This is a genomic window from Arthrobacter sp. MDT1-49-2 (genome assembly GCF_059090185.1).
In genome coordinates this window covers 23,211-35,432 of the sequence record NZ_JBNHFK010000010.1, presented here as the reverse complement: position 1 = coordinate 35,432, position 12,222 = coordinate 23,211, and the positions used below count along the sequence as shown (strand labels likewise).

Annotated in this window: 13 protein-coding genes and 1 pseudogene; 5 read left to right on the top strand and 9 right to left on the bottom strand. The window is 68.0% G+C overall.

Features of this window, described 5'->3' with window-relative positions:
- Positions 1-204 precede the first annotated feature (204 nt).
- The 3 genes and pseudogenes from AC5RTS_RS13885 to AC5RTS_RS13875 form a co-directional block, all read left to right on the top strand.
- Positions 205-1,200: a LacI family DNA-binding transcriptional regulator gene (locus tag AC5RTS_RS13885; protein WP_493992599.1), complete on the top strand. Its 996-nt coding sequence runs from the start codon at positions 205-207 to the stop codon at positions 1,198-1,200.
- Positions 1,201-1,242: 42 nt separating this feature from the next.
- Positions 1,243-2,319, top strand: a complete 1,077-nt coding sequence (locus AC5RTS_RS13880) for a M20 family metallopeptidase (protein WP_493992598.1) — start codon at positions 1,243-1,245, stop codon at positions 2,317-2,319.
- A 62-nt stretch (positions 2,320-2,381) separates the two neighbouring features.
- A pseudogene (locus AC5RTS_RS13875) lies at positions 2,382-2,843 on the top strand (GNAT family N-acetyltransferase); the annotation flags it as partial.
- A 56-nt stretch (positions 2,844-2,899) separates the two neighbouring features.
- Here the strand turns inward: AC5RTS_RS13875 and AC5RTS_RS13870 are convergent.
- From AC5RTS_RS13870 to AC5RTS_RS13830, 9 genes are all read right to left on the bottom strand, one after another.
- Positions 2,900-4,168, bottom strand: a complete 1,269-nt coding sequence (locus tag AC5RTS_RS13870; protein ID WP_493992597.1) for a glycosyltransferase 87 family protein — start codon at positions 4,166-4,168, stop codon at positions 2,900-2,902.
- Positions 4,169-4,178: 10 nt separating this feature from the next.
- Positions 4,179-4,682, bottom strand: coding sequence for a GNAT family N-acetyltransferase (locus AC5RTS_RS13865; protein WP_493992596.1), 504 nt, complete (start codon positions 4,680-4,682; stop codon positions 4,179-4,181).
- Between the two features lie 21 nt (positions 4,683-4,703).
- Complete coding sequence (locus AC5RTS_RS13860) at positions 4,704-5,483, bottom strand: GNAT family N-acetyltransferase (protein WP_493992595.1); 780 nt, start codon at positions 5,481-5,483, stop codon at positions 4,704-4,706.
- Between the two features lie 222 nt (positions 5,484-5,705).
- Positions 5,706-6,638: a hypothetical protein gene (locus tag AC5RTS_RS13855; protein ID WP_493992594.1), complete on the bottom strand. Its 933-nt coding sequence runs from the start codon at positions 6,636-6,638 to the stop codon at positions 5,706-5,708.
- 90 nt (positions 6,639-6,728) lie between these two features.
- The gene (locus AC5RTS_RS13850; RefSeq protein ID WP_493992593.1) at positions 6,729-7,130 is read right to left on the bottom strand and encodes a hypothetical protein; all 402 of its coding nucleotides are present in this window, start codon (positions 7,128-7,130) and stop codon (positions 6,729-6,731) included.
- A gap of 85 nt (positions 7,131-7,215) precedes the next feature.
- Positions 7,216-8,190, bottom strand: coding sequence for a hypothetical protein (locus AC5RTS_RS13845; RefSeq protein WP_493992592.1), 975 nt, complete (start codon positions 8,188-8,190; stop codon positions 7,216-7,218).
- A gap of 151 nt (positions 8,191-8,341) precedes the next feature.
- On the bottom strand, positions 8,342-9,424 hold the full coding sequence (locus AC5RTS_RS13840; RefSeq protein ID WP_493992591.1) for a hypothetical protein: 1,083 nt from the start codon (positions 9,422-9,424) through the stop codon (positions 8,342-8,344).
- The gene (locus AC5RTS_RS13835; RefSeq protein WP_227902873.1) at positions 9,421-9,759 is read right to left on the bottom strand and encodes a PadR family transcriptional regulator; all 339 of its coding nucleotides are present in this window, start codon (positions 9,757-9,759) and stop codon (positions 9,421-9,423) included. Before AC5RTS_RS13835 ends, AC5RTS_RS13840 begins: the two co-directional genes overlap by 4 nt.
- Positions 9,760-9,849: 90 nt before the next feature.
- Positions 9,850-10,326 carry a MarR family winged helix-turn-helix transcriptional regulator gene (locus AC5RTS_RS13830; RefSeq protein WP_493992590.1) on the bottom strand — a complete coding sequence of 159 codons (477 nt, stop codon included), beginning with the start codon at positions 10,324-10,326 and terminating at the stop codon, positions 9,850-9,852.
- Between the two features lie 45 nt (positions 10,327-10,371).
- Here AC5RTS_RS13830 and AC5RTS_RS13825 point away from each other — a divergent pair, with 45 nt between their 5' ends.
- On the top strand, positions 10,372-11,286 hold the full coding sequence (locus AC5RTS_RS13825; protein WP_493992589.1) for an EamA family transporter: 915 nt from the start codon (positions 10,372-10,374) through the stop codon (positions 11,284-11,286).
- Positions 11,287-11,297: 11 nt separating this feature from the next.
- Positions 11,298-12,182 (top strand): dihydrodipicolinate synthase family protein, encoded by an 885-nt coding sequence (locus AC5RTS_RS13820; RefSeq protein ID WP_493992588.1) that lies wholly within the window; start codon positions 11,298-11,300, stop codon positions 12,180-12,182.
- The last annotated feature ends 40 nt before the right edge of the window (positions 12,183-12,222 follow it).

The following is a 12,222-nucleotide window of genomic DNA, read 5'->3' as shown; positions in this document are numbered from 1 at the left end:
AAACGTTTCCTCGGTTTTGGACGATGCTAGGCCGAGCAACCGAAACGGTCAATACATTTCTTTTCCGCGTCGTCACATGTAAGTTCGTTGTAACGCCCCGGAAACAATGGTCAAATGAGGGATTTTTCCTCGGCTGGTTATCTCACCTGGAATGGGCCTAGTATCAGAAGACGTTTTCACAGCAGGGGGCTGAATTTGGAAAGGGTGACCATACGGACGGTCGCTGACGATGCAGGCGTTTCCATCGCCACGGTGTCCAGGGTCCTGGCAGGAGCCGAGACTGTGGATCCGGCACTGCGACGTGCCGTGCAGGTGTCAGTCCGAAAGCTCGGATATTCGCGCAACACCATCGCCAGCGCATTGCGCAGTTCCAAAACCCGCACCATCGGGATGGTCCTGCCGGAAATCGCCAACCCGTTTAATACGGATCTGGTGCAGGAGGTCGAAGACGCGCTGCATGCCCGGGGCTTCCAGCTGCTGCTGTGCAACGCCCATCAGGACGTCGAGCGGGAACGCGAAGCACTGCAGTCCCTGCTGGGTCAGCAGGTGGACGGTTTGATCGTCAGCCCCGTGGACGCGACAGGCAGCATGGAAGCCGTGCAGGCTGCCGCACGTGCACGGCCGCTGGTGCAGGTTGACCAGCGGATTGAAGGCCTCGACGCCGACTGGGTTGGCGTGGACGATGAGCGGGGCATCCGGCAGGTCCTCGAACACCTGGTGGAGCAGGGGGTCAAGTCGGTGGGATTCATTGGCGCCCGGGAAACAGACTCCTCCGGGGCCGCACGCCATCAGGCCTTTCGCAGGCTATGCCGGCACTTCGACCTGTCCTTTTCCGAGAACTGGATAATGCTGGGCGAGTACAGTGCCTCCTTCGGCCGGAGCGCGATGGCATCGATGGCCGAGCAGGGGACTCTCCCCGACGCGCTGGTGTGCGGAGCCGACATTATTGCCATTGGCGTGCTGCAGACCTGCCACCGGTCAGGGATTGCCGTGCCAAAGGATTTACAGGTCACGGGCTTTGATGACATTGAATTCGCCGATCTTTGCACGCCCCGGCTGACCACCGTCCGGCAGCCGCTGGAAGCGATGGCCCGGCAGGCGGTGCGCTTGCTGCTGGAGGACGGAGATGAAGCCTCTGTCCGGCTCGCGCTGGCGCCGGAAATGACGCTGCGGGAAAGCACCGGAAAACCCGCCTGCTGATTCAGCGGGCGGAACTACAACGAAGAGCGGCAAGGAGCGTTGATGACCGAGGAACAGACCGTGCAGCTCCTGCAGGATCTGGTCAGGAGACAAACAGACTCCGGCGACCATGCGGCGCAGGAAGCACTGCAGGGATTTGTGGCCGATCTGGTGTCTGCTTCGGCCCGGAATGTCAGGGTTCGCCGAAGCGGCCCGGGCGAATACCCCTGGACCCTGCTCACCGCAGGCGCAGGAGATGGACCGGTCCTGCTGTTCGCCTGCCACGTGGATACCGTGCCCGTGGGGGAGCCGGCCCGGTGGAGCCAGGCGCCCTTCGCAGCACAGATCGCTGACGGACGTCTGTACGGACGTGGCTCCACGGACATGAAGGGAGGGCTCGCCGCTGCGGTGGCGGCCCTGCTGGAAGCGGACCGGCTGGGCCGCAATGTGGGTCTGCTGATGACTGCCGACGAGGAGATTGGCAGCCTCGGAGCTCCCGACGCCGCTGCGGGGCTGGCCGGGCTGGATCTGGGGGCGGTGATTATTCCGGAGGCTACGCAGAACCGGATTGTGCTGGGTCATCGCGGGGCGTTGTGGCTGCGGGTCACCGCGGAGGGTCTGGCTGCCCACGGAAGCACGCCGGAACGGGGCGTGAACGCCGCGCTGAAACTCGCCGATGTCCTGGTGCGTGCCGGCAAGGAACTGCCCCTGGGAGCAGACGGGTTCCTCGGCCCCGAAACGTGGAATCTGGGGACGTTCTCCTCCGGAACCGCACCGAACATTGTCCCCGACGCTGCCGAAGCGGTGATCGATATGCGTATAGCCGGTGAGGGCACCACACTGCTGCAGTGGTGGCAAAGCCAGCCGGAGATCTCCGGGGTGGACGTGCTTTTGGCGCTGCCCGCGCTGCGCTCTTCCGTTGACGGGATCGAAGCGCTCGCCGCCGTCGAGGTTGATTCCAGCCCCGCGCCCTACTTCACTGACGGTGCGGTGCTGGCGCAGGCGGCGCCCGGTGTGCCGGTGCTCGTTTGGGGGCCGGGATCGCCTGCCCAGATGCACGCCGTCGACGAGTTCCTGGAGCTTGCGGCGCTGGAGGATGCTGCCAGGATGTTCCGCGCCCTGGTCGGCCGCTGGTCCTGATCCAGCCCTTCGGCGTTTCAACCTGATGCTCGGCACTAAAACCGGGGGTGGGCCAGCCTAGGATGGGCCGCATGAGCCAGAACCCCGCCAACTGGAGCCCCGTCACCACCGAGCATTTGCTGTTGCGCCGGCTGGAACGCACGGACTATGAGGCCGCGCTGCGGATCCATACCGATCCCCGTACCAATCTGCACAATCCCGTGACGCCCACCGCGGAATCGGCTGCGAAGTCGCTGCAGGATTTCCTGGACCACTGGGACCGCGAAGGGTTCGGCTACTGGGCCGTGGCGGAGCGGGACGCCCCCGGCACCGTCATCGGCTTCACCGGGCTGCAGCGGGCAACAGTGGATGACCGGGACATCCTGAATCTCTACTACCGGTATGACCCCGCCGTCTGGGGCCGGGGCTACGCGAAGGAAGGGGCCCGCGAAGCCGTCCGCCGCGGCCGGGAACTACTGCCGGAGCTGCCGGTGCTGGCCCGGACCACCGCCTCCAACATCTTGTCCCAGCGGACCGCGCAGGCTGCCGGGCTGCAGCACCGCCCGAAACTGGACCGGCATTATGCCGGGCTGCCGGAGGTCTATCTGGTGCTCGGCTGGCCGGAGGGCTCCGCTGACGGATCCGCGGACACCGGAGCGGTAGCCCAGAAGACCAGCGCTGCCACCGGCAGCACCACGCCCAGCCCGGTGAACAGCTCCAGCGCCACCGGTCCCTGACCGCTCACCGTGCCGGTGAGCATCATGGTGACGGTGATCGAGGAGAGCATAAACACCGGCACCAGCGCCACCAGCAGGGCCGTGCCCGCAGCACGCACCCCGGCGCGCCGCCGTCGTACCGCCCCCCACAGCGCCGGCAGCAGCAGCGCGATCCAGACCCAGTGGTGGAACCAGGAAATCGGCGAAATCGCCAGCATCACCACGGCATTCGCGCTGATCGCCGCCACGGCATCCCCGCGGGCATCCGAACGCCGGATTGCGAGGAACCCCAGGACGACGACGGCGGCGGAGGCGAGCAGCCAGAGCGGACCCTGCAGGGCCTCGGGGGTGCCGAAATGGGCAATGAGCGAGTTCAGCGAGACGTTGTACATATCCGTCGTGTCGCCGACCCGGTCCGCATTAAACAGCGAGTCGAACCAGAACGTCCGCGCCTGCTCCGGGGAGGTAAGCCAGCCTGCGGCCACGGTGGCGGCGAAGGTCCCGCCCATGGCCAGGATGGCCTTCCAGTCCTTCCGGACCAGGAAGATCAGCCCGAACGCCAGCGGCGTGAGCTTGATGCCCGCCGCCAGGCCAATCAGGATGCCGCGCGGGAACCTGGCGGACGCCGGGCGGAGCAGGTCCGCCACAATCAGCAGCATCAGCATCGGGTTGATCTGGCCGAAGCCCAGCCCCTCCCGCCAGGGACCCAGCACGCCGATCAGCAGCACGGCCAGGACGGCGGTGCCGGCGCTGCCGCCGAGGGCATGGTGCAGCTTCGCCGGGAGCACCTCGTTGCGTTCCAGGTAGCGGGCTACGAGGAACCCGGTGACCAGCAGGCAGGCGCACGAGGTGGCCGTGATCAGCACCAGCCCCACGGCTTCGGGCAGGAATGCGAACGGGGTCAGCAGCATCGCGGCGAAGGGCGGATAGGTGAACGGCAGCCCGCGGGTATCCGTCTGCACCAGCGCCGGGTCATACAGCCGGTGTTCACCCAGGCCCAGGAACGCCCGGGCGCCCTCACGGTAGACGGTGAAGTCCAGCCCGTGGATCTGCGCGCCCAGCACCACCAGCACCAGGGCCACGGGAAGCCCGACGGCGAGCCAGAGGACCTGCGTGCGGGTGCGGGCGCGGGGTTCCGCCGTCGTTAGTGCCATGCCTGCCAGTTTAGTGGGCGGTCTCCTGCCGGCCGGGAACGGGGAACCGTCCGGAGGCATCCGCGTCCAGGACCATGAACACGCTGTGCGGGTCCTCGGTGTAGCTGCCGAAGGGCGGGCATTCGGTGAACCCGTGCCGGGAGTAGAGCCGGCGGGCAGAGGCGAAGAAGTCCTCGGTGCCGGTTTCCAGCAGCACGGACCGGTACCCGCGCGCCTGCGCCTCGGCCAGGATGCCCTGCAGGATCCGGGTGGCGACGCCGAGCCCGCGGGCAGAGGCGGCGGTGCGCATGGACTTGATCTCACCCTGCTGCGGGTTCAGTTCCCGCAGTGCGCCGCAGCCCAGCAGCAGACCGTGCCCGCGCACCGTCCAGAAAGTGACGGACGGATCGCGCAGTGCTTCCGGATCCAGCGCATGGACGCTTTCGGCCGGGGAGGTGGCGAACATGTCCGCCAGATGCTCCTCCAGCAGGGCCAGCACATCCGGGGCGCAGGGGTCATCGAGTTGCAGGTTCACTGGTGTCTCGGCTCCGGGTTCTCAGCGCCTCGGCTGTCCCGCCGCCATTGCCCGCTGGGCGGCCAGGATGGCGGTCAGGGTGCCGGGCTTGGCGTGTTCGCGCACGGGCGGGGCGGCGTCCGCCGCTGCGCCGTCCGGTGTTCCGGCGTCGGCCGGGGCCTGCAGGTCGAGGCGCATAAAGATGCTGCCCGGATCGGCCCGGTAGGTTCCGAACGGCCGGCATTCCACAAAGCCGTGGCGCTGGTACAGCCGGCGGGAGGAGGCGAAAAAGTCCTGGGTGCCGGTTTCCAGCAGCAGGCAGGCGTAGCCCCGGGCGATGGCGTTGCTGATGATCTGCTGCAGCAGCAGCTGGGCCACGCCCCGTCCGCGGGCATACGCGGCGGTGCGCATGGAGGTGATCTCTCCGCACAGGCCGGTGGTGCCGCTGCCGGGCACGGGCGGGGTGAGTTCCTTCAGCGCGCCGCAGCCCAGCAGCGTCCCGTTCTCGCGGACGGTCCAGAAACTCACGGACGGGTGCTTCAGGTAGGGAGGGGTCAGGCCGACCGCGCCCGCACCCAGTCCGGGATAGAGCAGATCGCGGTTCTGGGCCAGCAGCGACATCACATCGGATTTGGCCGGATCATCACGCAGCAGGGTCACCTGCCGGACTTTTTGGGCACCGCCCTGGCCGGAGCGGATGGTGCGCAGCGAGTCCGGCAACCCCGGCCGCGGCGGGGTGCCGGAAAGCCCGGGCCGCTGTCCCGGGACGGCAGGCTGTACCGGCAGGGTGACCTGCTGTGAGGCGGGGCTAAAGGGATGCATCTCTACTTCTTCCGGGAGCGGGACGGAGACGGGCTCCGGAGGAAGGTCCGGCTGCCGGAGGGCTGGTGTCTGTGCTGCAACCCGGGCCCCCGCCGCGTCTCATGCGCCGATTCTAACCGCTGCCCCGGCCGGGGATGCGGCAGCTGCCCAACGTGTCAGGCCGCCGTCATAAACGGCCGACGGCGGGGCCATCGGGCGGTGCCGGGTGCCCTGGGTGCGCGCCTACGCTGCGGCCATGACCGATTCAAGCACCGCCTGAAACGCCGGGCCCACCCGGACCTGCAGGGCGCCGTCGTCGGACACGTGGGTGAGCTGCTCATATCCGGTCCCGTTCCACCAAAAGACATGGGGGCTCAGCGGTCCGGGGGAGTTGGTGTACCCGGCGGCGGCGAAGCGGGCCATGCCGCTGACTGCTCCGATCACGGAGCTGTCCTCGATGACATGCCAGGCGACCTGATGCCGGTTGGGAATGCACATCAGCCAGCCGTAGTCCTCCCGGATGCGCCTGCCGGTGAGTTCGGTGGCCAGCCCGGGTAGCAGCAGCGCCCTGCTCGCGGTGTAGAAGGATTCGCCGATCAGGGCCGTGACCGTTCCGCCTTCGGGCGGGGTCAGATGCTCCAGCCGTTCCACCTCCAGGCCGTGCAGGTTCGCCAGGCCCTGCTTTCGCAGCGCCTCGTAGCCGCCGTAGGCCCTGGCGTTCTCATGCCGGAAAACCGCGACGGTGTCCGGCAGGTCCAGGGCCAGCATTTCGATCACTCCCGGCGCGAATTCGCGGTGCGGATGGCCGCCGAGTTCGGGCACCACGGATTCTTCATACAGCCGGGCGAAGGTCCGGCCCGGGATGTCCGCCGGGGACAGGTCCTGGAACGGGTCGGGCGCATCGAAGCTGGTCAGCAGGCGCTGCAGGTGTGCGCGGATCAGCTCCGGCCACACGGGCTGCGGCTCCGATTGGCAGACCGCGGCGATGTTCCAGAAGCCGAACTTTCGGCCCGCACCGTCCACTGCGTGATCCGGATGCACATCCACCTCGTAGCCCAGCTCGGCAAAGACCTGCCGGGTCAGCGCACGGAACTCATTCGCCGCGGAAATCGAAAAGAACGTCAGATGCGGATCCGGAGTGTCGGTTCCGGCCGACTTGTTCCCAAAAATACCCACAGCGGTGTCCCTTCCAAGCGCCGACCCATCATTGGGCCTCAGCCTAGGGGGTCCGCGGTTCCGTGCAGGGAAGACGTGCCGGGCGGTGCCTCAGGGTTGGCCGGCGAGGACCTGAGTATCCGAGTACGTGACGTTTCCGTCCAGTGCGAGGTAGATCGGATTCGGTGGTTCCAGGCCCGGGCACTCGACGAAAAGCTGGTAATTGCCGCGCGGCTGGACAAACTCCACTACCCCGGCGGCATCCGAAATACCGGCTGCGGCACGGGGTGCCGGCGAAGTGCTGTACAGGGGATCCAGCCGGACCTGACAATCCTGCACGGAATCCGTTTCACGGACCGGCTGCACCGTGACCGTCAGGAACACGTGGCCGTCCGGAGGCATGGGTGCACTGTCGACCTGGCATCCGGACAGGGCCGTGCTTCCGGCCATGGCGAGCATCGACAGCAGCGTGGCCGTCCGGCGCGGCCGCGGCAGCATCCCCCGTGTCATCACCGGGACAGCGTAACCCTGCGGGCCGCCGGTGCCGGGAAAATCCCCGGGCCGGGTTACGCCGGCCCGGGGCAACGCGGTTGGTAGCTCAGCTGTTCAGCAGGTCCTTCGCCGCCGCGGCAATCTCCGTGATGCGCGTGTTGAGCTTCTCCAGCTCCGCTGCGTGTTCCGCAACGGCGGCCTTCTTGGCTTCGAGAATCGAGGCGGCGAATTCATCCCGCACCTCGGTTTCGACGGAGCAGTTGTAGTACTTCACGGCCAGGGCCGCCTCCGCCGCCGTGGGCTCGTAGGCAATTTCGGTATCCGCGGGAATGATCTCCACGCCGCTGGACTGCTTCGGGCCGCTGCGCTCCGGGTATTCCACCGGGGCGCCGAGTTCGACGTCTGGCGTCATGCCGAAGAGCTGGTCCGTTGCGGCAGTTACCGGTTCCCCGGCGTCGGCCAGGCACTGGACCACTTTCGCCTGCAGCGGCTGCAGATCATCCATGGTGGGGTTAAAGATGCCCGAGAGCTTGCTGGCGAGCTGGTTGTACTCGACCAGGGTGTTCTCGGCGTCCTTCCCCAGTGCGGCCCAGGCCTTGGTGTCGCAGGCCGTGGCGACGGCGTCGAAGGCGGCATCGTGCACAAAGACCTTGGCGGGGGCGGGCGGCTGCGCCTCGTACCGCAGGCCCCGGTCGGTGGCATCCTGCACGCTGCCGAAGAAGGCGTCAGTGACGGTCAGCTGATCCAGCAGTTCGCTCCGGTACTGGGTCCGGGGCTCGGCGGGGATGAACTGGGCGTACTCGGAGTAGCCGTTGTCCGCGTAGCACTGGAAGCGCAGCACGTCCTGGGCGAAGAACGCCTGATCCATCTCCTCGGCCAGGTAGGCCTCGAACGGATCGGCGGAGGAATCCGCCACAGCGGTCAGTCCGGCGTCAGCGGAGCAGCCGGCCAGTGTTGCCGTGCCGAGCAGCAGTGCGGAGCCCAGGCCCGCCAAATAACGACGCCGGCGGCCCGGCTGGGGGGATACGGCGCCCTGGGTGCGGCCCGGGCGGCGGGAAGGGGTGTTCACGGAGAGGTTCATGATGTGCCTTTCGAGACTGGTGCGGGTGTGCTGCAGTACCGGACCGGCTCATCGGGAGCGTGTCCGCGGAACGGTATTCGAGAGGGGATGCAGATGGAGCGGGTAAGTAAGGCGGATGATGCGCTGGAACGGGTCAGCCGTCTCAGCACGCTTAGCCGGTGCGGGGGATACCTTGCCTGCTGGGAGAACCGGTCCGGCGGGATCCGGTCCGGTCGAGCCGGCCGAGCCGGCCGAGCCACAGGCCGACGGCGGTCAGCGCCGCGGCCACCGGGGTTAGGAGCAGGAAGGTCCGGTCCCAGTCAGCGGCAGCCGGCAGTCCGGAACCGGCCAGGGCCTCATCCAGCAGACCGCCGGACCAGAGCCGGACAAGCAGCGGCACGGCAGCCACGGCCAGGCCGGCGGTCCAGGGCAGGGCACGCCGTCCGCTGGCCAGCAGCATGCCGGCCACGAGCATCAGGAACACCGCACTCATGGTGAGCGAGCGGGCATCCACGGACACCAGGCTGTCGGCGTCGTAGAAGAACCGGGCGGCACCGCCGGGGAGCCGGCTCACCGCGAGCATCATTCCGGCCCATGCGGCGCCGGCGGTGACAACCGCCAGCAGCAGCCGGCCGGAGGCCGTCGTGGCGGGGGTGCCGGCCAGGGCCAGCAGCGCCAGTGCGCTCACCCCCAGCATGGGAACCAGCGGTGGTGCCAGCACCTCCATCCAGGTTCCGGCCAGGCTGACCAGGGGAGCCGCAGCTGCGACGCTGAGGTACAGCGTCCGGCGCAGGCTGCGCCGGCCCGCCAAGGTGGCCAGGAACCCGGCGATCAGTGCCAGATAAACCACTGCGGCCGCCGTCGTGAACGGTCCCAGCGGCAACAGGGACTCGCCGAACCCTTCACCGGTGGGCCGCCAGCGCAGGGTTCCCGGGCGGACCCATGGTCCCCACTCGCCCAGCAGTGTCAGTGCGAGGGCCAGATAGGTGGCCAGCACTGTGGCGGTGAAGGCGATGCCGTTGCGGCGCGTCCGGCCCACCGCGCCGAGCAGAGCCAGGGCGCGGGCGGCCAGGCCGTTGCCCACCAGATTGATCAGCTCTGCCGGGGTGGGCCGGGAACGGTGTTCACTGCGTGCGACGTCGAGCAGCACGCCGATCATCTCCGCACCCTGCTCCCGCCGCCAGCTCCGCGGGTAGGCGTACAGTGCCCTGCCGTAGACGGTCTCCAGTGCGGTGGTGTCGCTGCCGGTGTTCATGCGCCGGCCTGTGCTGCACGCAGCTTCAGTTTCGACATGGCCTGACGGGCGTTGGCCGCCAGCCGTTCGGCTTCGCGACCCAGGGTGGCGGCTCCGTTCTCGGTGATCCGGTAGTAGCGCCGTGCGCGGCCGTCCACCACGTCCTCGCCGGAAATTTCGACCAGCCCGTCTTCGCGCAGCCGGTCCAGCACGCCGTACAGGGTGCCGGGCTGCAGCTTCACGCGGCCGCCGGAAAGATCCTTTGCCTCGGAGATCAGCGCGTAGCCGTGCTTGGGCCCGTCAGCCAGGGCGGAGAGGACCAGGAAGGTCGGTTCGCGCATCTCATGCTTGCTCATGCCCAGAACGATACTCAGAAAAACTGAATATAGGGAACAAATGTATATAACGGTTGGATCACGCTTGTTGCGGGGCGATTCCGAGCTGCGTCAGGCATCCAACTTCGCCAGCAGTGCGGCCAGGGCGGTGCGTTCTGTTGTATCCAGAGCATCCAGCAGTCGCTGTTCGGTGGCTACATGGTCCGGCAGGGCGGCATCGACGGCCGTCTTTCCCGCATCCGTCAGTGACACCAGCTTGCCCCGCCGGTCGGTTGAGCTGGGTGAGCGGTGCACGTATCCCTGCGCCTCCAGCCGGTTCAGCCGCTGGGCGATGGCGGCGGAGGTGACCATGGAGCTGGCGCTGAGGTCCTTGGGGGTGAGGGTGTACGGCGGACCGGAGCGGCGCAGCGTGGCCAGGACGTCAAAGGAGGCCGCGTCCAGGCCGTGCCGGGCGAACGTTGCTGCCAGCTGCTCCTCGAACCGGCGTGCCACCCGGGACAGCCGGCCCACCACGGCCATTGGCGAGACGTCGAGATCCGGCCGTTCAGCCGCCCACTGCTCCAGAATCCTGCCTACATGGTCACTCATGAATGCACCCTAGCAATTTGCTAAGCACTTAGCTACATTAGCTAAGTGCTTAGCAAACCATTCATTCTGACCGCGACGACGGCCCTCGCGCCGATCGTCTGGGGAACCACGTACATCGTGGCGGCGGAACTGCTGCCTCCGGAGCGGCCCCTGCTGGCTGCCCTGCTGCGTTCCCTGCCCGCCGGGTTGCTGCTGCTTCTGCTGGTGCGGCGTCTGCCCCGCGGCCAGTGGTGGTGGCGATCAGCCGTGCTGGGAGTACTGAACATCGGGTTGTTCTTTGCGCTGCTGTTTGTGGCCGCCTACCGGCTGCCCGGCGGGGTGGCCGCCACCGTGGGGGCAGTGCAGCCGTTGCTGGTGGCCCTCTTTGCCTCGCGGTGGATCGGGGAACGGCTCACTCTGCGGAAACTGGCGGCCGGCACCGCCGGAATAGCCGGCGTCGGGCTGCTGGTGCTGCAGGCGCAGGCGCGCCTGGACGCGATGGGTGTGGCGGCCGCCCTGGGCGGGGCCGTGGCCATGGCCGCCGGTGTGGTCCTGACCAAGAAATGGGGCGTGCCGGATACGCTGCTGGCGGCTACGTCCTGGCAACTGGTGGCCGGCGGGTTGTTCCTGCTGCCCGTGGCGCTGCTGGTGGAGGGGCCGCCGCCCATGCTGACCGGCACCAATCTGGCCGGATATGCCTATCTGGGGTTGGTCGGCACGGCGCTGGCGTATGTGCTCTGGTTCCGCGGCCTGCACCGCCTGCCCGCATCCAGCGCCGCACTCCTCGGGCTGCTCAGCCCGGTGGTTGCCGCAGCAGTTGGCTGGCTGCTCGCCGGTCAGGCCCTCAGCCCCGGGCAGTGTCTGGGCGCGGCCGTCGTTCTGGGCGCCCTGGTGCTGGCGGGTCCGGCCGGAAACCGGCGGGGCATCCGCCGCAGGACGGCAGAGCGTGGTGTGCTGGGACAGTCCGTTCCCCGGCCCTGAAACGAGGTCCCGTGTTCACTGGCTTATCCGCCTTTCCTCTGACACCGGTGGTTGGTGACGCCGTGGACATTGATCTGTTCGCTGCACTGGTGCACCGGGCGGCGGCCGCCGGTGTGGATTCCATCGGCGCCTTGGGTTCCACCGGCAACTATGCGTATCTGAGCCGGGAGGAACGACGCCGCGTGGCGGCGGCTGCCGTGCACGCTGCTGGCGAAGTGCCGGTAATCGTGGGAATCGGGGCGCTGCGCACCTCCGACGTTCTTCATCTGGCAGAGGATGCACAGAACGCTGGCGCGGCGGGGCTCCTGCTCGCGCCGGTGTCCTATCAGCCACTTACCGAAGACGAGGTGACAGGCCTCTTCGAAGCGGTATCGGCGGCCAGCTCGGTGCCCGTCTGCCTCTACGACAATCCCACCACCACCCGGTTCACCTTCACCGACGAGCTCTATGCCCGGATCGCGGCCCTGCCCCGCATGGCGGCAGTGAAGATTCCACCGGTTGCCGTGGAACGCGCGGCCGACCGGGTAGCGCAGGTTCGCGCCGTCCTGCCGCCGGATGTGGCTCTGGGCGTCAGCGGCGACGAGTTTTCCGGCCCGGCGCTCTGCGCCGGCGCGGACGTGTGGTTCAGTGTGCTGGGCGGGACCCTGCCGGAACAGGCCGTGGCCATCACACGGGCTGCCCAGGCCGGCGACTCCGCCGCTGTCCGGCAGCTGTCCGGGCAGCTGCAGCCCCTCTGGAACCTGTTCGGACGGTACGGCAGTCTGCGGGTGGTGTCGGCTATCGCCGCCCAGCTGGGGCTGCTGCCGGTGGGGAACCTGCCGGCACCGCTGAAACCGCTGGCGGTTCAGACGCAGAGGGAAATTTCAGGGGTGCTGGCGGGCCTCGGTCTGCTCTAATGTCCGGGGCCTTAGGCAGCCGTAATGGAGGCATCCCTGC